The sequence below is a fragment of the Micromonospora sp. C28SCA-DRY-2 genome, from assembly GCF_030519475.1.
Classification (GTDB): domain Bacteria; phylum Actinomycetota; class Actinomycetes; order Mycobacteriales; family Micromonosporaceae; genus Micromonospora.
The window spans coordinates 425,552-445,444 of record NZ_JAUMKD010000002.1 but is presented as its reverse complement, the minus strand read 5'-3'; the positions used below and the strand labels follow the sequence as shown (position 1 = coordinate 445,444).

The window sequence follows — 19,893 nt, the reverse complement described above, 5'->3', positions numbered from 1 at the left end:
TACCCTCGGCCTCGTGCTGCTTGACCCGGATGCCGAGAACGAGGTCGCCTACGAGTTGTGCCAGCTCGTCGGGCGCGCCATCCTGCCGTTCCGTGGGATCGGGCAGGTCCCGGCGACCGCGGGCACCGCGTTCTTCTTCCGTGACCCGGTGGGGGAGTACCTGCTGACCGCCGACGCGCTCACCGACGCGCCGCTGGGTGAACTCGGCCTGCGGGCGAGCCTGACCGAGCCGGCGGGGGCGGCCGGCGACGTCGTGCCGGCGCCGGAGTCGTGGCTGCACCGGACCGAGATCGGTGTCGCGATCCTGCCCACCGCCGGGCTGCACGAGGACGCGCGGCGGGCCGGCTGGCGGTGGCGTACCCAGCAGGTGACCGACGGCGTCGCGGCCGGCTCGGACGTGGTGACCCGGATCGGCGCGGCGCCGGGGTCCGCGTTCGTGCTGGCCAACGGGGTCCGCGAGGACGGATCCCGGCCGCTGGAGGTGGCGATCGAGCGGGTGGTGCGGGCCGGGGACGCCGTCCGGATCACCACGGAGCTGCCGCCCGGCTACGTCGGCGCGCCGGTCTTCGGCGTGCAGGCCGACGCCGCCGGTGAGGTCGCGCTGCACTGCCTGGGCCTGGTGCTGCCGGCCACCGTGGGCGGGCACCCGGTGGCGACGTTCGACCGGGTCCGGGCCGCCATCCCGGCGGCACCCGGCGCCGCCTGAGCGCACCCGATCCGGCGGTCCGCCCGGGCGGTCAGCCGCCCTGCGCGGTCGCGTCCGCCGGGTCCGGTTCGTCCGCCGGTCGCCGGCCGCCGGGCACGCCGGCGTCGCCGGGCGTCGGGCGTACGTCGGTCGGTCCGGCACCGAGGAACGCCTCGGCCCAGCGGCCCACCTCGGCGAAGACCTTCTCCCGTACGGCCGGGCCGGAGAGCGTGAGGTCGTGCATGCCGCCGTCGAAGCGCGCCACCGTCACGTGCCGGCCGAGCCGGGGCGCCCAGCGGACCATGTGCTCGACGTCCAGCACGGCGTCGGCGAGCGCGGCCGACTCGTGCCACCGGGTGCCCTTGAACGAGCGGGTCGAGCAGGCCAGCAGCACCGGTACCTGGATGTCCAGCCCGGCGCGCAGTTGCCGCTGGCCGGTGCGGATCGCGTTGAGCCAGCCGGCCCGGACCGGGAACCCGGCGAGCGGCTTCCACTCCAGGTCGTACTGCCACTCGCCGCGCCGGTCGGCGTGGATCGTCTCGCTGTAGACGGTGCCGAGCCCGAACGGCAGGACCCGGCGCGGCACCCGGCGGCCCAGCCGCGCGGCGGCCGCGGCGACCGGCCGGCGCAGCAGCCAGGGGGCGTTCAGGTCGAAGAACGGGCTGTTCAGGAAGACCCCGTCGATGATCCCGGCGTCCCGCCGGGCGTGCGCCCAGAGCGGCATGACCAGGCCGCCCGTGGAGTGCCCCATGGCCAGCAGGGTGTCGTGCCCGTCGTCCGCGCGGATGATCTTCGCCGCGGCGTCCAGCTCGGGGAAGTAGTCGGCGATGTCGCGGCAGAAGTTCGGGGTCTGGTGCGGCAGCAGGCTGCGGCCGTGCTTGCGCAGGTCGAGGGCGTAGAAGTCCCAGCCCCGCTCGGCGAAGAAGTGGCCGAGGTGGGCCTGGAAGAAGTAGTCGGTGAAGCCGTGCGTGTAGAGCACGGCGCGCCCGGTGGGGCGGTCGGCCCGGCGGCGGACCAGGGTGGCCACCACCGGCCCCTCGTCGTCGGTGCCCAGGTCGATCGTCTGCCGCTCGTACGGCGGGCCCAGCACGTCCGGTTCCACGTCGGTGACGGTACGCCCGGAAGCTACCCGGCGGTAGCCCTGCGGTGCGTCCGCGTCCCCGTCCGCCCGCACCGACGGACGGGGACGCGGAGGCGTACGCCTCAGGCGGTCTCCGCGTCGGCGCGGGCCGGGTCGACGTCGCCCGCCGGTTCCCCGGTCCGCTGGGCCGGCTGCCCGATCTCCCGCACGTGCTTGTTGTGCCGCGGCTCCTGCCTCGTCTTCGCGTCGTTGAGCCGTCGCCGCAGGTCGTCGCGGGCGTCGTTGAGCGCGGCCCGCAGGTCCTCCTCGGCCGAGGTGGTGACGATCTTCTGCCGGCCGGCGATCCAGCACTCCAGGGTGACCTTCTGACCCCGGGAGTCCCGGTCCTTCACCGACACCTCCAGCTCGGTGGCGTCGGCGTGGAAGGCGGCCAGCCGGGCGTCGAGGGTGGCGAACTGTTCCACGATCCAGTTCCGGTCACCCTGGGAGAACCCGGCGCCGACGCGCAGGCACTCGGCCACCGTGGCGGGGTTCGCGACGGCGCTCATCGCCGCACCTGGCCGAGGACGTGGGCGGAACGGGTGGTGGTCGTCATCATGGCGCTGACCCTTTCGTTCGACGTCGTGCTGTCGGCGGTGCGGTTGATCAAATCCCTACCCAGCCGGGTCCCGTCCGGAACGCGACGCTTGTCGCACCTCGATCCTCCGGCCGTGATCACCGCCGGCCCTAGGGCCGGGCGGGCGTCGGATCCGGGCCGCTCGACCCTTGATCGACGGCGGGTGGCGTGCCCGGGCGGGCGCACGCCGGGTCGAGCGCGACCGGTGGGGTGACGTAGCACATCGGCTGCTTGATCAGGGCGTTGTCCACAGCCGGTCGGGCTGTCCACAGGCCGGCGGCACGGGCTGGCGTCGGGGGTGCCGCCGGCCCAGGCTCGGCACGAGTCGACTCGCCATGCCAAGCCCGATCTCCCCCTGGAGGGACGATGTTCGACACGTACGTCACGATCGTCGGCAACGTGCTGACCGCGCCGGAGTGGCGCCGGACCACCCAGAGCAACACCCTGGTGGCCAACTTCAAGGTCGCCTCGACCGCCCGCCGGCTCGACCGCGACAGCGGCCGCTGGGTCGACGGCAACAGCCTGCGGGTCCGCGTCAACTGCTGGCGCAAGCTGGCCGAGGGAGTGGCCGCCTCGGTCATGGTCGGCGACCCGGTGGTGGTCTGCGGCCGGCTCTACACCCGCGACTGGACCGACGACGCCGGCAACCACCGCACGCTCTACGAACTGGAGGCGGTCGCGGTCGGGCACGACCTGTCCCGGGGCCGGGGCCGCTTCCTGCGCAACCGGCCCAGCCTGACCACCAGCACCGTCGAGGACGCCGAGGCGGAGCAGCGGGTGCACGGCGAGCCGACCGAGCCGGTGCCGACCGGCCAGGCTCCGGTCCGGCCGGACGACCGCCCGCTCGACGACGACTTCGAGCTGCCCGGCTTCGCCGCCCCGCGGTCCGGTCGCGACCTGCCGGCCGACGCCGCCTTCGCCGGCCCGCTCGACCCCTTCGACGAGCGGGCGGACGACGATGACGACGGACTCGGCGACGGGGGGTCGGCGGCCGACGGTCCGGCGGCCGACAGCGTGGAGCTGACCGTCGAGGGCCTGGGCGGCGGCACGGGCGGTACGGGGCCGCTGGGCGCGGACGACGGGCTGGCTGGTGACGCCGACGAGTTGGCGCCGCTGGGCGGCGCGGCCGAGACGGCGGACGGCGAGCTGGGGCCGGCGCCGCAGGCACCGGAGACGGCTCCCGGCGGGCGGGGTCGACGGGGTCGGGGCCGGGTGCCGCAGCCGGCGTGAGCGCCGGGCGCGGAGGTGTCCCGACGACGGGGGCGGAGTGCCGGCGGTCCGCCGTCGCCACCCCGCTTCGGCCGCACCTCCGCGCCGCCCGCCCAGCCCGGGAACGCTCAGCTTCCGGCACGTAGTGGTGTCCGGCGCCGCCGGACACCACACCGTTCCGGAAGTCGCGGTCCGAGCGCGGGAGGTCGCGTGCGGCGGGAGCGTGCCGTGCGGGTGTGCGGGGCGGGGATGGGAGCGTGGGCCTGGTCTAGGCTGGCCGGCCGGAGGTGGTGACGGGTGCGGCAGGCTGCGCCGGTGGCGAACGCGGTGGGACTGGCCGCTGGATACGCCCTGGACACGCTCCTCGGCGACCCGAGGCGGTGGCATCCGGTGGCCGGCTTCGGCCGCGCCGCGGGCGCCCTGGAACGGCGGGTGTACCGACCGGACCGGTCGGCCGGCGCCGCGTTCACGGCGCTGGCGGTCGGCGCGCCGGTGCTGCTCGGCGCGGCGGCCACGATCGCCACCCGACGCCACCCGGTGGCCCGGGCGGTGCTGGTCGCCGCCGGCACCTGGACCGTGCTCGGCGGGCGCACCCTGCGGCACGAGGCCACCGTGATGGGTCGGGCGCTGCGCGACGGTGACCTGCCGGCGGCCCGGCACCGGCTCGGCCACCTCTGCGGGCGGGACCCGTCCGCGCTCGACGAGCCCGAACTGGCCCGGGCCACGGTCGAGTCGGTCGCCGAGAACACCTCCGACGCGGTGGTCGCCCCGCTGCTGTGGGGCGCGGTCGCCGGGCTGCCCGGGCTGCTCGGCTACCGCGCGGCGAACACCCTCGACGCGATGGTCGGCCACCGCTCGCCGCGCTACGCCCGGTTCGGCACCCCGGCCGCCCGCCTCGACGACCTGCTCAACCTGGTCCCCGCGCGGGTGACCGGGCTGCTCACCGTCGCGCTGGCACCGAGCGGGCACGGCGACCGGGACCGGGCCTGGCGGGTCTGGCGCCGGGACCGCAACGACCACCCGAGCCCGAACGCCGGGCAGTGCGAGGCGGCGATGGCCGGCGCGCTCGGCGTGCGGCTGGGTGGGCGCAACGTCTACTTCGGGCGCTCGGAGGTGCGCCCGTTCCTCGGTGACGGGCCCCGCCCCGAGGGCCGGCACCTGAAGCGGGCGGCCCGGATCTCCGGCGCGGTCGGGCTGGCCGCGCTGGGGCTGGCCGTCGCGTACCCGCTGACCGTGGGTCGGCTGGTGAGCGCCGCCGGGCGCCGGGTCCTCGGCGGCGGGCGGGGGAGCGCGTCGTGAGCGGGGGGCTGCTGGTCGCCGGCACCACCTCGGACGCCGGCAAGAGCGTGCTCACCGCGGGCATCTGCCGGTGGCTGCACCGCCGGGGTGTCAAAGTGGCGCCGTTCAAGGCGCAGAACATGTCCAACAACTCGGCGGTGGTGGTCGGGCCGGACGGCCGGGGCGGCGAGATCGGCCGGGCGCAGGCGATGCAGGCCGCCGCCTGCGGCCTCGCCCCCGACCTGCGGTTCAACCCGGTGCTGCTCAAGCCCGGCAGCGACCTGGCCAGTCAGGTGGTGCTGCTCGGCGAGGCGGTCGACACGGTCACCGCCGGCAACTTCCGCCAGTTGCGGCCCCGGCTCGCCGAGACGGCGTACGCGGCGCTGGCCGACCTGCGGGCCAGCTACGACGTGGTGGTCTGCGAGGGCGCCGGCAGCCCCGCGGAGATCAACCTGCGCGGCGGCGACTACGTCAACATGGGGCTGGCCCGGCACGCCAACCTGCCCACCATCGTGGTCGGCGACATCGACCGGGGCGGCGTCTTCGCCTCGATGTTCGGCACCCTGGCCCTGCTCGACCCGGCCGACCAGGCGCTGATCGCCGGCTTCGTGATCAACAAGTTCCGCGGCGACCGCGGGCTGCTCCAGCCCGGGCTGGACATGCTGCGCCGGGTCACCGGCCGCCCGACGTACGGGGTGCTGCCCTGGTCGCTCGACCTGTGGCTGGACGCGGAGGACTCCCTCGCCTACGGCCGGGTGCTCGGCCGGCCGGCCGCCCCGCACGGCACCGACTGGCTGGACGTGGCAGTGGTCCGGCTGCCCCGGATCAGCAACGCCACCGACGTCGAGGCGCTCGCCACCGAGCCGGGCGTACGGGTCCGGCTGACCGTCGAACCGGCCGAGCTGGCCGCCGCCGACCTGGTGGTGCTGCCCGGCTCGAAGTCGACAGTGGCCGACCTGGCCTGGCTGCGGGAGACCGGGCTCGCCGACGCCGTGCTGGCGCACGTGGCGGCGGGCAAGCCGCTGCTCGGCATCTGCGGTGGCTTCCAGATGCTGGCCCGGGCGATCCACGACCCGGTGGAGAGCCGGCGGGGCAGCGTGCCCGGCCTGGGCCTGCTGCCCGTCGAGATCACCTTCGACCCGCGCAAGACCGTCCGGCAGTCCACCGGCACGGCCGGCCCCGGCGTGCCGGTGCGCGGCTACGAGATCCACCACGGCTACGTCTCGGCGGCCGACCCCGCCCTGACCCCGCTGCTGACCTACGCGGACGGCACCGGGGAGGGGGCCGTCGTCGGCGCCGTGCACGGCACCCACTGGCACGGCGCGTTCGAGTCCGACGAGTTCCGCCGGCGCTTCCTCACCGAGGCCGCCCGGCTGGCCGGCCGGCACGGCTTCCGGGTCGCGCCGGACACCGCGTTCGCGGCCGCCCGGGAACGTTCCCTCGACCTGCTCGGCGACCTGGTCGAGGAGCACCTGGACACCGAGGCGCTCTGGCGGCTGGTCGAGTCCGGCCCGCCGCCCGGCCTGCCGTTCGTCCCGCCCGGCGCGCCACCCGCCACCGACCACTGACCGGCCCGGTGGCGACCGGCGGTGGCCGGCGGGGCGGCGACCAGGGCGGCGACGGCCGGCGCGGACGCCGACGGGACACCACCGCGGCGGCGGGATCGTTAGAGTGCGCCGGTGTTCTTGAATGGTTCCGGAAAGTTGACCGATCGCTGCGCCGAGGTGGAGGCGGCCGTGCGGGCGCACGACAGTGCCCGGATGACCGAGGCCGTACCGCGGTTGTGGGAGGCAGCCCAGCAGGCCACGCCGGCCGAGCTGGACGAGACGCTGTCCCGCTGCGTCGCGCTCCTGCCCGAGCTGGGCATCAGCGCGGGCGGGCAGTTCGCGGTGCTCTGCGGCGCGCTGGTGGAGCTGGGGGCCCGACCGGACCCGCTGGTCCGCGCCGTCGCCGACGGGCTGCTGGACGCGCTCACCGAGGCCGAGCGGTTCCGGGCCGGGTGGGAACGGGTCCACCCCGACGAGGAACTGCCCGAGCCGGGTGACCCGGCCGCGCTGGAGCCGGCGGTCGCCGCGATGACCGCGGCCGGCGACGACGAGGGCGGCGCCCTCCGGGCGGCGCTGGGCTGGCTCTCGGCCGGCAACTGGGCGATGCCGGCGACGACGCTGCTGCAGCACTCGACGGCCCTGCGGGAGACGTTCCCGCACCGGGCCCGGCTGCGGGAGCTGGGCAGCGGGCTGGCCGACGTCCGCGGCGACCTGGACTGCATGCTCGGGCTGCTGCGACTGCTCGACGCCGAGCGGCTGCTCGTCCTGCACCGGGAGACCGGGCGGGGTTGGTGGGTCACCGTCGACGGCGTGGGTGACAACTTCCAGCTGCACACGCTGCTGGCCGCAGCGCTGGCCGAACCGGGCCGGATCGAGGGGCTCACCGTCGACCCGGCGTGGGTCGCGGTCGCCACCGACGCGCCACCCGAGCGGTTCGGCGGCCTGGTGACCGGCAGTTTCAACCTGGTCGACGGCCACGGCGCGTGGATCTGGAACGAGGGACTCCCGGCCGACATCCCGCTGCTGGACGGGGTCCGGGTCGTCGTGCTCGATCCGCCGTCCTACACCCGCAGCTGGGAGAACGTCCGCCGGTATCCGACCGTGCGCGGCTCGCTGGCCGTGGACGGGGAACTCGGCGCCGCCGACGCGGCGGCCTGGCTCGCCAGGGTCGCACCCGCCGGAAACCCGCCGGGCGACTGACCCCCGGCGGGGAGAGCCGGCGGACCCGCCGAGCAGAGCCGCACCGCCGCCGGGGATCCGGTCAGTAGCGGACGTCGGCCGGCCGGTCGGACATCGGCAGCCCGGCGGCCAGCCACGCCTGCACCCCGCCGATCATGTCGGTGGCCCGGTGCAGTCCCAGCGCCCGCAGGCTCGCCACCGCCAGGCTGGAGCTGTAGCCGTGCCGGCAGGCCAGCACGATCCGCAGGTCGTACCCGGTGGCCTCGGGGATCCGCCAGGCGCTGGCCGGGTCCAACCGCCACTCCAGGACCGTGCGGTCGACGACGATGGCGCCGGGCAGTTCGCCCTGTTCCTGCCGCTGCCGTTCGGTGCGGGTGTCGATCAGCAGGGCCCCGGTGCGGACCGCCTCGACGGTCTGGTGCGGGGTCAGCCGGCGTACCCCGGCGCGGGCCTGTTCCAGCAGGGCGTCGACGCCCGGACTCATCACGCTGTGGGACACCAGCCGATCATCCCGTCCCGTCCGGGCGTCCGGCCGGGGAACGGCCCCGGTCCGTGCCACGACCGCCCGAACGGGCGACCCGCGCGCCACCGCGATCCGCACCGTGCCGCCGGCACCGCGGTCCGCACCGGCACCGACGCCGGCCGGGAACCGGGGGCCGCCGGCCCGGGCGGCGGGCCGGCCCGCGGGGCCGGTTACCGTCGGCGGGTGGCGGTGGTCGTGGTCGAGGCGTACGCCCAACTGGCCCGCCGCGTGCTGGCCGCGCCGGCGCGGTTGGGACGGACCCGGCTGGTGGCCGTCGACGGGCCCAGCGGCGCGGGCAAGAGCTTCTTCGCGGCGCGTCTCGCGGACGCCCTCGCCGCGCTCCCCGGCGGCGGGCGACCACCGGTGGTGCACACCGACGACCTGCTCGACGGCTGGGCCGACCAGCTCACCTTCTGGCCCCGGCTGGAGGCGTGCGTGCTGGCGCCGCTGCGCGCCGGCCGGCCGGGCGCCTACCAGCGGTACAGCTGGGTACGGCAGCGCTTCCTGCCGCGTCCGGTGCCGGTGCCGGTGACGCCGGTGCTGCTCGTCGAGGGGGTGAGCGCGGCCCGGGCGGCCGCCCGGCCGGACCTCACGCTCGCCGTCTTCGTCACCGCCCCGGCGCCGCTGCGGCTGGCCCGGGCGGTCGAGCGCGACGGCGCGCAGATCCTGCCGGAGCTGCGCCGCTGGCACGCCGGCGAGCGGGCGCACTTCGCCGCCGACCGCACCCGGGCGCGGGCCGACCTGGTGGTCGACGGGGCGCCGAGGCTGCCGCACGACCGTGACCGCTACTACCAGCGGCTGCGCTGACCAGCGTCGGCACCGCCTCGGGCGGTGCGGGCCGGTAAGGCCGGCATACGATGCCGGTCATGACCACACCGACCATGTCCGAGTCCGACCTGCGGGCCGCCGTCGAGCGGGAACTGCCCGGCGTCCGCGCCGACCTGGAGCGCCTGGTGCGTATCCCCGGCATCGCGTTCGAGGGTTTCGACCACTCGCACGTCGAGCGTTCCGCCGAGGCGGTGGCCGAGCTGCTGCGCGGCTGCGGCCTCGACGTGAAGATCGTGCGCTCCGGCGGGCAACCGGCCGTGATCGGGAAGAAGGCGGCCCCGCCCGGTGCGCCGACGGTGCTGCTCTACGCCCACCACGACGTGCAGCCGGTCGGCGACCTGTCGCTGTGGGAGTCCGACCCGTTCGAGCCGGTGGAGCGGGACGGCCGCCTCTACGGTCGCGGCGCCGCCGACGACAAGGCCGGGATCATGGCGCACGTGGCGGCGCTGCGCGCGTTCGGCGACGCCCTCCCGGTCGGCGTGGTGCTCTTCATCGAGGGCGAGGAGGAGTACGGCTCCGACTCGCTGGAGCGGCTGCTCGCCGAGCACCGCGAGGAGATCACCTCGGACGTCATCGTGATCGCCGACTCCGGCAACTGGGACATCGGCGTACCGGCGCTGACCACCTCGCTGCGCGGCATCGTGAACTGCTTCGTCGAGGTGCGCACGCTCGACCACGCGGTGCACAGCGGGATGTTCGGCGGCGCGGTGCCGGACGCGCTCACCACCCTGGTGCGTCTGCTGGCCACCCTGCACACCGACGCCGGCGACGTGGCGGTGGAGGGCCTCGTCGGGCGGGAGGGCGCCACGGTCGACTACCCGGAGGACCGGTTCCGCGCCGAGGCCGGGTTGGTCGAGGGCGTGTCGTTCATCGGCACTGGCCGGATCACCGACCGGCTCTGGACCAAGCCGGCGCTGGCCGTGCTGGGCATCGACGCGCCGGCCACCGGCGAGGCGCCGAACGCCCTGGTGCCGGCGGCCAAGGCCAAGCTGAGCATCCGGCTCGCGCCGGGCGACGACCCCAAGCGGGCGTACGCGGCGCTGCGCACCCACCTGGAGAAGCACGTGCCGTGGGGGGCGCGGGTGGAGGTCAGCTTCGAGCACGACGGCTTCCCGTGCGTCATCGACGCCGCCGGCCCGATGTTCGACGCCGCCCGGTCGGCCTTCCGCACCGCCTGGGACGGCACCGACCCGGTGGACATCGGCGTCGGCGGGTCGATCCCGTTCATCGCCACCTTCCAGGAGATGTTCCCGCAGGCGGCGATCCTGGTGACCGGTGTGGAGGACCCGCACGCCCGGGCGCACGGCCCGAACGAGAGCCTGCACCTGGGCGAGTTCGCGCGGGTCTGCCTGGCCGAGACGCTGCTGCTGGCCAAGGTGGCCGAGGCGGGCACGAAGGGCCGGTAGGCGTCGGAACCGTAACTTCCCGGTTGATGTGGGAGTTTGCGGTGTGTCGGGCGCCGGGCTGTTATAGCCTTTCGAACATGAGTACGAACGAGGTGATGGCCCGGCTGGGGGCCGCCGTCAGCGCTCTGGGGGACGTCGACGTCTCCGCGTGGCCCGAGGACACGCTCAAGGAACAGCTCGGCGAGCTCTCCGCCGCCCTGGTCGCGCTGGACGCGGTGCTCTCCCGGGTCGCCGACGAGGTCCGTGCCCGCGGCCTGCGCATCGAGGAGCCCGTCTCGGCCTGACCGGCCCGCCGGTCCGCGCGGTGGGTGTCCCGGCCGGCGTGGCGATTGGTCCTGGGGGCCGCGCCGGCCGGGCACGGCAATGCCGCGGTGGTGTCGGGGGTGGCTGGCAGGATGAATCCGTGCGGTTCATCGACCTGGCAGCCACCTCCGCCGCCGTCGCCGCCACCAGCGGCCGGCGCGCCAAGGTGGAGCTGCTCGCCGACGCCCTGCGCCGGCTCGACCCGGCGGAGATCGCGGCCGGCGCCGGCTGGCTCGCCGGCGAGCTGCGCCAGCGGCAGACCGGGGTGGGCTGGGCGAGCCTGCGCGACCTGCCGCCCGCCGCCGAGCAGCCCACGCTGACCGTGGCCGCTGTCGACGCGGCGATCGACGAGATCGCCGCGGTGCACGGTCCCGGTTCGCAGGCCCGGCGTCGGGCGCTGCTCGGAGGGCTCTTCGCCGCCGCCACCGCCGACGAGCAACGCCTGCTCACCGCGCTCTTCGGCGGCGAGCTGCGGCAGGGCGCCCAGGCGGGGCTGCTCGCCGACGCGGTGGCCCGGGCGGCCGAGGTGCCGCTCACCGCCGTCCGGCGGGCCCTGCTGCTCGCCGGTGACCTGCGGGCCGTGGCGGTGGCCGCGCTCACCGGGGGCGCCCCGGCGCTGGCCACCTTCGGCCTGCGGGTCGGGCGCCCGCTGGCGCCGATGCTGGCGCAGAGCGCACCCTCGGTCGACGAGGCGCTCGCCGCGACCGGCACGCCGGCCGTGGTCGACGTCAAGCTCGACGGCATCCGGATCCAGGTGCACCGCTCCGGGTCGGAGATCGCCGTGTTCAGCCGCAGCCTCGACGACATCACCACCCGGGTGCCCGAGGTGGTCGCCGCCGTCCGGGCGCTGCCCGGTCGCGAGCTGGTGCTCGACGGCGAGGCCATCGGGCTGGACGCGGCCGGGCGGCCACTGCCGTTCCAGGAGACCGCCAGCCGCGCCGCCCGGCGCACCACCCCGAGCACCACCGGGCGCACCCCGGTCGCCCCGGCGGTGCTCGCCGCCGCCGAGACCACCGGCCAGCCGGTGCTCACCCCGTACTTCTTCGACCTGCTGCACCTCGACGGCGCGGATCTGATCGACCTGCCCGGCCGGGAGCGCTGGGCCGCGCTGGCCGGCGCGGTCGACGCCTCGCTGCTGGTCGGGCGGATGGAGGTCGACGGGCCGGAGCGGGCCGGCGCGGCGTTCGCCGCGGCGATCGACGCCGGCCAGGAGGGCGTCGTGGTCAAGTCGCCCGACGCGCCCTACGACGCCGGCCGGCGCGGCTCCGCCTGGGTGAAGGTGAAGCCCCGGCACACCCTCGACCTGGTGGTGCTCGCGGTGGAGTGGGGCAGCGGCCGGCGCACCGGCTGGCTGTCGAACCTGCACCTCGGCGCCCGCGACCCGCGCACCGGCGAGTTCGTGATGCTCGGCAAGACGTTCAAGGGCCTCACCGACGAGCTGCTGCGCTGGCAGACCGAGCGCTTCCTCGACCTGGCCGTGGAGAAGGGCGACTGGGTGGTGCGGGTCCGGCCCGAGCAGGTGGTCGAGATCGCCTTCGACGGGGTGCAGACCAGCTCCCGCTATCCGGGTGGCATGGCCCTGCGCTTCGCCCGGGTGGTGCGCTACCGCGACGACAAGACCGCCGCCGAGGCCGACACCATCGACGCGGTCCGCGCCATACACGCCGGCCGGGCCACCGGCTGACGCCCGGCCCGCCGGGCGGAACCCCGCGTGCCGCTCAGGCCGAGGTGCTCGGGGCGGGCTCGGCGGCCCGGTCGACCGGCCGCCGCGGCGCCGCCCCGGACAGCCGGCGGGCCTCCCGGCGGGCCACCCAGACGTAGCCGAACAGCGTCATCCCGGCGAAGAGCCACCACTGCACGACGTAGCCGAAGTTCTGCCAGTTGTTGGCGTGCCCGACCGGCACCGCCACGAAGGCCGGGTCGGCCGCCGGCGTCTGCTCGTCCAGCAGCAGGTACGCCCCGTGCACCGGGTAGGGCAGCTCGCGGGCGAGCTGGGGGACGCCGATCCGCCGGGTCTCCAGCCGGCCCTCGCGCCGGGACACCCCGACCGAGCCGCTCTCGCTGGCGTGCACCCGGCCCACCACCGTGACCTCGCCGGGCGGGGCGGCCGGCACCTGCGGCTGGGCGACGGCGCCACCCGGGGCCGGCGGGATCCAGCCCCGGTCCACCAGCACCGCCGTGCCGTCGGCCAGGACGAGCGGGGTGAGCACCTCGAAGCCGACCCGGTTCTCCGCCGTCCGGCCACGGACCAGGACCACGTTCGCGGTGTCGTACCGGCCGGTCACGGTGACCCGGGTCCAGGTCTTCTCCTCGGCCGGCGCGGGGCCGGCCGTGCCGCTGCCGCCGGTCGGCGCGGGCACCGCCTCCCGCAGCGGCACCGGGGCCATCCGCAGGCCGGCGTCGATCCGCTCGTTGATCTCGGTGCGACCCCGGTAGCGGTCCAGCTGCCAGTTGCCGAGCAGCACCATCACCGTCGCGGCCACCAGGGTCAGCGCGAGGATGCCCAGCCAGCGCGGCGTCAGCAGGAACCGGTACACCCCCACGAGGCTACCCGTATGACCCGGGCCACCCGCGCCGGACCGGGTGCCGCCGCGACCCGTCCGTCGCGCGGCGCTCGCCCGCGCGGCGGTTCGGCTATCGTCACGCGGGCGGGCCGCGGCTGCGGTCCGTGGCCGCGTACCCGCCGCCGCGAGGGAGTCGATGATGACCGTGGTGCCGCGCCTGGTGCTCAGCGCGCCGTCCTCCGGGCACGGCAAGAACGCGCTGGCGATCGGGTTGCTCGCCGCACTCGCCGACCGGGGCGACGCGGTCGCCGGGTTCAAGGTCGGCCCGGACCAGGTCGACGCGGCGTACCTCGGGCTCGCCGCCGGGCGGCCCGGGCGCAACCTGGACCCCCGGCTGGTCGGCGCGGACCGGATCGCCCCCCTGCTCGGGCACGGCGCCGCCGGGGCCGCGCTCGCTCTGGTGCAGGGCAGCATGGGCCTCTACGACAGCCTCGCCGGCCGCCCGGAGACCGAGTCGACGGCAGCCGTCGCGATAGCGCTGCGCAGCCCGGTCGTGCTGGTGGTCGACGTGGCCGCCATCGGGCAGTCGGTGGCCGCGCTGGTGCACGGCTTCCGGTCGTACGACGAGCAGATCTGGCTGGGCGGGGTGATCCTCAACCGGGTCGCCTCGGCCCGGCACGAGGCGCTGCTGCGCGAGGCGCTCGACGACATCGGCGTGCCGGTCTACGGCGCGCTGCGCCGCCAGGACCTGCCCCCGGTGCTGCCGGCACGCCGGTTGGGTGCCGTACCCGCGCTGGCCGGCTCCGGCGAGGCCACCCGGGCGGTGCGCCGCCTCGGCGAGGCGGTCGCCGCCACCGTCGACCTGGACCGGCTGCTCGGGCTGGCCCGCTCCGCCCCGCCGCTGCCCGCCGCGCCCTGGTCGCCGAACCCGGCCGGCGAGCCGCCGGCGGGGGAGCGCCCGGTGGTGGCGCTCGCCGGCGGGCCGGGCGGCAGCTACAGCCACGCCGAGACCGCCGAGCTGCTGCGGGCGGCCGGGGCCGAGGTGGTCACGCTCGATCCGCTGCGCGACGAGGCGCTGCCGGCCGGCAGCCGGGCGCTGGTGGTCGGCGGCGGCCTGCCCGAGTCGTACGCGGAGCAGCTCTCCGCCAACCGCCGGCTCTGCATAGCGGTCGCCGAGCTGGCCCGCACCGGCCGGCCGGTGGTGGCCGAGGGCGCCGGCCTGCTCTGGCTGGCCCGGGAGCTGGACGGGCTGCCGATGTGCGGGGTGCTCGACGCGGTCGGCGCCAGCCGGGAGGGCATGGTGGTCGGCTACCGCGAGGCGACCGCGGTGACCGGCAGCGTGGTCGCGCCGGCCGGGGCCGTGGTGGCCGGGCACAAGGCGCACCGGGCGGTGCTCACCCCGCGGGCCGGGCAGCGTCCGGTCTGGAGCTGGTCGGGCGGTTCCCCGGAGGGCTTCGTCTGGCGGGGCGTGCACGCCTCGCAGCTGGTGGTGCACTGGGCCGCGGATCCGGCGATCGCCGCCCGGTTGGTTACCGCCGCGGCGGCGGAGCCGGCGGCCGAGGGGGCCCGGCCCGGCGGGGTGCCGGCGTGATCGGTCAGGTGGCGATCCGCCGGTTCCCGGCGCTGACCGTCTCCACCCCGCGTACCGAGGTGCGCCAGCTGGCGGCGGCGGACGCGCCCGCGGCCGACGAGGTCTTCGCCGACAAGCAGACCCAGCGCTGGCTGCCGCTGGCCGACTCGACGGGCCAGATCGACGGCCACGCCTGGTGCACTGACCTGGCCCGGCAGCGGCGGGACAGCGGCGACGGGGACCACTACGGGGTGGTCCGCCGGGAGGACGGCCGGGTGGTCGGCTGCCTCTGGACCCGGCGTACCGACTGGGGTGCCCGGTGCACCGAGATCTCCTACGCGATGGCGCCGCACGCCCGCGGGTTCGGCCTGGCCGCCGAGGCGGTCGACGCGCTGGCCATCGCCTTGATCCTGGAGCACGGCTTCCAGCGGGTCGAGCTGCGGGTGGCGCCGGGCAACCTGGCCTCGCGCCGGGTGGCCGAGAAAGCCGGCTTCAGCTACGAGGGCCTGCTCCGCAACGCCGGCTACGCCCGCGGCGGCCGGGTCGACCTGGAGGTCTGGTCCTTCGTGACCGCCGACCTCCACTGACCCCGCCGCCCGGGCCGGCCGGCGTCGCCGTGGTCGCGGGCCAGGCGGGCCCGCCGCCGCCGTGTCGAGGGGCCGGGCGGTCTCGGGCTCGGACCCGTGGCCGACCCGGCCCCGAGGTGGTCAGCCGACCATGCGGTCGGAGGGTGGGGTGAACTGGCGGGTCGGCTTGCCCTTGAGGGCGTCGCGGAGGGTCTCCGCGACCGCGGCGATCGGGATCTGTGACTGGCCGTCGCCGACCGCGTTGAACGGGTTGTCCGGGTCCGAGATGAAGCTCGCCGCGGCCAGCTCCGGGGTGTAGCCGACGAACCAGGCGGACCGGGTGCTGTCAGTGGTACCCGTCTTGCCGGCCACCGGCCGCCCGACCGTGCCCCGCACGCTGTCCGCCGTCGACCAGCCGCCGCAGCTGCCGCGGGCCGGGGTGTCGCCGGTGGGGCAGCGGGCGGCGTCGGTGGCGGCCCGGGCCGCGTCCGCGCTCACCACCTGCCGGCAGCGCGGCTTGGCGACCTCGCGTTCGATCCCGCCGGCGGTCCGGTACGTGGTCGGCGTGCCGTCCCGGTTGTGGATGGACTGCACCGGGATCGCCTCGCAGTACCGCCCGTCCGCCGCGATGGCCGCGTACGCGTTGGCCATCTCCAGGGGGGTGGCGTCGGAGACGCCCAGGGTGAACGCGCCCCACTTCTTCGCCTTGTCCGGGGACGCCTGCTCCCGGTCCACGTCGGTACGCCAGCGCAGCCCGAGCTGCTCGGCCAGCCGGACCGCCTTGTCCGCGCCGACCTGCTCCTCCAGCCAGACGAAGTAGGTGTTGACCGACTTGCCGAAGCCGGACCACATGGTCTGGGTGCCGGACATCGCGCCGCTGGCGTTGGACGGCGCCCAGCCGTCGTAGACCTCCGAGCGGTACCGGTGCGGGGCGTTGAACGAGGTGGACAGCGGCATGCCCGCGTTGAGCGCGGCCAGCATCGGGAACATCTTGAACGTCGATCCGGCCTGGTAGCCCGGCAGGTCGCCGCCGCCGAGCAGTGGCGCCACCGTGTTCGGGTAGTTCGCCTTCATCTTCGGGTCGGCCTCGGGGTTGGAGCTGGGCGGGTTCTCGGCCAGGTCCAGCGAGTAGGTCCGGTTCACCGCCATCGCCTTCACCCGCCCGGTGCCCGGTTCGGAGACCACGATGCCGTTGGCGAACGGGCTGCCGGTGTTCTCCTTGGCGCCGACGTTCTTCTCGGCCGCCTCCTGGATCTTCGGGTCCATGCTCAGCACGATCCGGTAGCCGCCCCGGCGCAGCTTGTCCATCCGCTCCAGCCGGTTGTCCCCGAACGCGGGCTGCGCGCTCCACCAGTTCTTCAGGTAGTCGCAGGCGAAGCCCCAGCTGTTCCACTTCTCGGGGATCGAGGCGCAGTCGTTCGGCGGGTAGCTCAGCTTGAGCCGGATCGGCTCGCTCTTGGCCTGCGCCGCGTCGTCGGGCGAGAGGTAGCCGAGCTGGGCCATCCGGTCCAGCACGTAGTTGCGCCGGGCGGTGGCGTCCTTCTGGTCGGAGCTGGCCGGGTCGTACTCGGACGGGGACTTGACCAGGCCGGCGAGGGTGGCCGCCTCGACCGGGCTGAGGTCCTTCGGGGTCTTGGAGAAGAAGATCTCGCTGGCCGCGTAGATGCCGTACGCGCGGTGGCCGAAGTACGCCGAGTTCAGGTAGCGCTCGAGGATCTCCTCCTTGCTCAGCTCCTTCTCCAGGTCGAGCGCCATCCGCATCTCGCGGATCTTGCGCAGGCTGGTCTGCTGGGTGGCCTCCTGGACCTCCTTCGGGGTCTTCGCGCTGTCCCGCAGCGCCATCCGGACGTACTGCATGGTCAGCGTCGAGGCGCCCTGGGAGACGCCGCTGGAGCGGGCGTTGGCCACGAAGGCGCGGGCGACGCCCTTCGGGTCGACGCCGTGGTGCTGGTAGAAGCGGGAGTCCTCGGCCGCGACGATCGCCTGCTGGATGTTCGGCGACATGTCCGACAGCTTGGTGTACTGCCGGTACTCCTCGTAGAACATGGTCAGCACGGTGCGGCCGTCCGGCGCGTACAGGTACGACGTCTCGGCGGGCAACGCGCTGGTCAGGATCTTGGTCTTGTGCTCCAGCGCGTGCGCGGTGACCTTGGCGCCGATGCCGGTGGCGGCGGCCACCGGATACGCCACGGCGGCGACCACGATGCCGGCGATCAGCCCGGCGCGGAGGAGGGGAAGGAGACGACCAGCGGCAGCAAGGGGTCGGTTGCTCACACGGCCAAGTTATGACATTTCCGATTCATCCATGAGAAGTATTCATGAACGCCACCGGTGGTGACGCGCCCCACGCCCGGACACGCTGTCCCGTGGGCCGGCTTCCCGGCAGGATCGCGGTCATGCGCGGTCAGCCGATCGGGGCGCCCACCGGCGTCGGGCCCGACCCCGCCCACGAGCCCGACCTCGCCCACCACGGCGACGCGGAGGTGGGCGAGGGTCTGGTCGACCTCGCCGTCAACGTCCGCCGCGCCCCGATGCCGGCCTGGCTGGCCGAGCCGATCGCCGCGTCGCTGGCCGACCTCGCCCGGTACCCCGACCCCGCGCCCGCCCGGGCCGCCGTCGCCGCCCGGCACGGCCGCCCGCCCGCCGAGGTGCTGCTCACCGCCGGCGCCGCCGAGGGCTTCGTGCTGCTCGCCCAGGCGCTGCGCGGGGTCCGCCGGCCGGTCGTGGTGCACCCCCAGTTCACCGAACCGGAGGCGGCGCTCCGGGCGGCCGGCCACCGGGTCGACCGGGTGCTGCTCGACCCCGCCGACGACTTCCGGCTCGACCCGGCCCGGGTGCCCGCGGACGCCGACCTCGTCATGATCGGCAACCCCACCAACCCCACCTCGGTGCTGCACCCCGCCGCCGACCTGGCCGCGCTGGCCCGCCCGGGCCGGGTGCTGGTGGTCGACGAGGCGTTCGCCGACACCACCGCCGCGCCCGGCGTACCCGGCGAGCCGGAGTCGCTGGCCGCCCGGCGGGACCTGCCCGGCCTGCTGGTGGTGCGCAGCCTCACCAAGACCTGGGGGCTGGCCGGGCTGCGCATCGGCTACCTGCTCGGCGCCGCCGAGCTGCTCGACCGGCTCGCCGCCGTCCAGCCGCTCTGGGCGGTCTCCACGCCGGCGCTGGCCGCCGCGTCCGCCTGCGCCGGCCCCGCCGCGGTCCAGGCCGAGCGCGCCATCGCCGCCCGGCTCGCGGCCGACCGCGACCACCTGGTCGCCCGCCTGTCGGCACTGCCGGGGGTACGCGTCGCCGGCCGCCCGGCCAGCGCGTTCGTGCTGGTCCACCTGCCCGGCGCCGCCGCCGTGCGGGCCGCCCTGCGGGAGCGCGGCTGGGCGGTACGCCGGGGCGACACCTTCCCCGGCCTCGGCCCCGACTGGCTGCGGGTCGCCGTCCGCGACCCGGCCACCACCGACGCGTTCACCGAGGTACTGGCGCGGATCCTGGAGGCATGATGCTGGAGACCACGATCGCGGCGATCGGGCCGCTGGACGAGCCGGCGATGGCCGCCGCCCGCGACCTGCAGGGCCGGCTGACCAAGCCCGCCGGTTCGCTCGGCGCCCTGGAGGAGCTCTCGGTACGCCTCGCCGGCCTGGCCGGGGCCTGCCCGCCGCCGCTGCCCGAGCCGGCCGCCGTGGCGATCTTCGCCGGCGACCACGGCGTGCACGCCCAGGGGGTGACCCCCTGGCCGCAGGAGGTCACCGCCCAGATGATCGGCAACTTCCTGGCCGGCGGGGCGGTGGTGAACGCGTTCGCCCGGCAGGCCGGCGCCTCGGTCACCGTGGTCGACGTCGGCGTGGCCACCCCGGTGCCCGCCGCCCCGGCGAGCGACGCCGGCGCGCCCCGGCTGGTGGCGGCGAACGTCCGGGCCGGCACCCGGGACCTGGCGGTGACCGCCGCGCTCACCCGCGACGAGGCCCGGGCCGCGGTGGAGACCGGCATCCGGGTGGCCGGCGAACTGATCGACGGCGGGGCGGGCATCCTGCTCACCGGCGACATGGGCATCGGCAACACCACCCCGGCCGCCGCGCTGATCGCCGCGTACACCGGGATCGACCCGGCGGAGACGACCGGCCGGGGGACCGGGGTGGACGACCCGACGTACCAGCGCAAGATCGACGTGGTGCGGGACGCGCTGCGCCGGCACCGGCCCGACCCGGCCGACCCGCTGGGCGTGCTGGCCGCCGTCGGCGGCCTGGAGCACGCCGCGCTCGCCGGGCTGATCCTCGGCGCCGCCGCCCGCCGCACGCCGGTGCTGCTGGACGGGGTGATCGCGGTCTCCGCCGCGCTCGCCGCCGCGGCCCTCGCGCCGGACGCCACCGGGGCGATGGTCGCCGGACACCGCTCCGCCGAGCCGGGCGCCACCGTCGCGCTGCGCCGGCTCGGTCTCGACCCGCTGATCGACCTCGGGCTGCGCCTCGGCGAGGGCACCGGCGCGCTGCTCGCGCTGCCGGTGGTCACCGGCGCGGTCCGGGTGCTGCACGAGGTGGCCACCTTCGACTCCGCCGGGGTGGCCGAGAAGTGAACGCGCTGGGCAGCGTGCCGCCCCCGGGGCGGGA

17 protein-coding genes and 1 pseudogene are annotated in these 19,893 nt (G+C 76.1%); 13 read left to right on the top strand and 5 right to left on the bottom strand.

All coding sequences use genetic code 11. From position 1 onward, the window contains the following. Window positions 1-13 precede the first annotated feature (13 nt). Window positions 14-706, top strand: coding sequence for a hypothetical protein (locus Q3W71_RS10515; RefSeq protein ID WP_302919115.1), 693 nt, complete (start codon window positions 14-16; stop codon window positions 704-706). Between the two features lie 31 nt (window positions 707-737). Here Q3W71_RS10515 and Q3W71_RS10510 read toward each other — a convergent pair whose 3' ends face one another. Together Q3W71_RS10510 and Q3W71_RS10505 are read right to left on the bottom strand one after the other, a co-directional pair. Beyond that, complete coding sequence (locus Q3W71_RS10510; protein ID WP_302919114.1) at window positions 738-1,787, bottom strand: alpha/beta hydrolase; 1,050 nt, start codon at window positions 1,785-1,787, stop codon at window positions 738-740. Window positions 1,788-1,888: 101 nt separating this feature from the next. Continuing rightward, window positions 1,889-2,314, bottom strand: coding sequence for an HPF/RaiA family ribosome-associated protein (locus tag Q3W71_RS10505; RefSeq protein WP_302919113.1), 426 nt, complete (start codon window positions 2,312-2,314; stop codon window positions 1,889-1,891). Between the two features lie 434 nt (window positions 2,315-2,748). Between Q3W71_RS10505 and Q3W71_RS10500 the strand changes: the two genes are divergently transcribed. The 4 genes from Q3W71_RS10500 to Q3W71_RS10485 all read left to right on the top strand — a co-directional run bounded on the left by Q3W71_RS10500 (window position 2,749) and on the right by Q3W71_RS10485 (window position 7,616). Next, the gene (locus Q3W71_RS10500) at window positions 2,749-3,612 is read left to right on the top strand and encodes a single-stranded DNA-binding protein (RefSeq protein WP_302919112.1); all 864 of its coding nucleotides are present in this window, start codon (window positions 2,749-2,751) and stop codon (window positions 3,610-3,612) included. A gap of 276 nt (window positions 3,613-3,888) precedes the next feature. Further along, entirely contained in the window at window positions 3,889-4,890 is a 1,002-nt protein-coding gene (locus tag Q3W71_RS10495) for a cobalamin biosynthesis protein (protein WP_302919111.1), read from the top strand. Beyond that, window positions 4,887-6,437 (top strand): cobyric acid synthase, encoded by a 1,551-nt coding sequence (locus tag Q3W71_RS10490; protein ID WP_302919110.1) that lies wholly within the window; start codon window positions 4,887-4,889, stop codon window positions 6,435-6,437. Before Q3W71_RS10495 ends, Q3W71_RS10490 begins: the two co-directional genes overlap by 4 nt. 135 nt (window positions 6,438-6,572) lie before the next feature. After that, a complete protein-coding gene (locus Q3W71_RS10485) occupies window positions 6,573-7,616 on the top strand; it encodes a hypothetical protein (RefSeq protein ID WP_302919109.1) in 1,044 nt (347 codons plus the stop codon). 61 nt (window positions 7,617-7,677) lie between these two features. Here Q3W71_RS10485 and Q3W71_RS10480 read toward each other — a convergent pair whose 3' ends face one another. After that, on the bottom strand, window positions 7,678-8,079 hold the full coding sequence (locus Q3W71_RS10480) for a rhodanese-like domain-containing protein (RefSeq protein ID WP_302919660.1): 402 nt from the start codon (window positions 8,077-8,079) through the stop codon (window positions 7,678-7,680). On the opposite strand from Q3W71_RS10480, the pseudogene Q3W71_RS30950 reads away from it, so the two are divergent. The 4 genes and pseudogenes from Q3W71_RS30950 to Q3W71_RS10460 form a co-directional block, all read left to right on the top strand. Continuing rightward, window positions 8,014-9,007, top strand: a pseudogene (locus Q3W71_RS30950) (uridine kinase); the annotation flags it as partial. The gene Q3W71_RS10480 and the pseudogene Q3W71_RS30950 sit on opposite strands and share 66 nt — an antisense overlap. Further along, entirely contained in the window at window positions 9,000-10,352 is a 1,353-nt protein-coding gene (locus Q3W71_RS10470; protein WP_302919659.1) for a dipeptidase, read from the top strand. The pseudogene Q3W71_RS30950 and the gene Q3W71_RS10470, both read left to right, overlap by 8 nt. A gap of 77 nt (window positions 10,353-10,429) precedes the next feature. After that, entirely contained in the window at window positions 10,430-10,636 is a 207-nt protein-coding gene (locus Q3W71_RS10465) for a hypothetical protein (protein WP_109902554.1), read from the top strand. 119 nt (window positions 10,637-10,755) lie between these two features. Next, window positions 10,756-12,339: an ATP-dependent DNA ligase gene (locus tag Q3W71_RS10460; RefSeq protein ID WP_302919107.1), complete on the top strand. Its 1,584-nt coding sequence runs from the start codon at window positions 10,756-10,758 to the stop codon at window positions 12,337-12,339. Between the two features lie 34 nt (window positions 12,340-12,373). Here the strand turns inward: Q3W71_RS10460 and Q3W71_RS10455 are convergent, their stop codons facing one another. Beyond that, window positions 12,374-13,198, bottom strand: a complete 825-nt coding sequence (locus tag Q3W71_RS10455) for an SURF1 family protein (RefSeq protein ID WP_302919106.1) — start codon at window positions 13,196-13,198, stop codon at window positions 12,374-12,376. A gap of 160 nt (window positions 13,199-13,358) precedes the next feature. Here Q3W71_RS10455 and Q3W71_RS10450 point away from each other — a divergent pair, with 160 nt between their 5' ends. Then, complete coding sequence (locus Q3W71_RS10450; RefSeq protein WP_302919105.1) at window positions 13,359-14,750, top strand: cobyrinate a,c-diamide synthase; 1,392 nt, start codon at window positions 13,359-13,361, stop codon at window positions 14,748-14,750. Then, on the top strand, window positions 14,747-15,316 hold the full coding sequence (locus Q3W71_RS10445; RefSeq protein ID WP_302919104.1) for a GNAT family N-acetyltransferase: 570 nt from the start codon (window positions 14,747-14,749) through the stop codon (window positions 15,314-15,316). Before Q3W71_RS10450 ends, Q3W71_RS10445 begins: the two co-directional genes overlap by 4 nt. Window positions 15,317-15,436: 120 nt before the next feature. On the opposite strand, the gene Q3W71_RS10440 is transcribed toward Q3W71_RS10445, so the two are convergent. After that, a complete protein-coding gene (locus Q3W71_RS10440; protein WP_302919103.1) occupies window positions 15,437-17,569 on the bottom strand; it encodes a transglycosylase domain-containing protein in 2,133 nt (710 codons plus the stop codon). Between the two features lie 122 nt (window positions 17,570-17,691). Between Q3W71_RS10440 and cobC the strand changes: the two genes are divergently transcribed. Together cobC and cobT are read left to right on the top strand one after the other, a co-directional pair. Continuing rightward, window positions 17,692-18,789: an Rv2231c family pyridoxal phosphate-dependent protein CobC gene (gene cobC, locus Q3W71_RS10435; RefSeq protein WP_302919102.1), complete on the top strand. Its 1,098-nt coding sequence runs from the start codon at window positions 17,692-17,694 to the stop codon at window positions 18,787-18,789. Further along, complete coding sequence (gene cobT, locus Q3W71_RS10430) at window positions 18,789-19,859, top strand: nicotinate-nucleotide--dimethylbenzimidazole phosphoribosyltransferase (RefSeq protein ID WP_302919658.1); 1,071 nt, start codon at window positions 18,789-18,791, stop codon at window positions 19,857-19,859. The genes cobC and cobT overlap by 1 nt, the downstream gene beginning before the upstream one ends. Window positions 19,860-19,893: the final 34 nt, after the last annotated feature.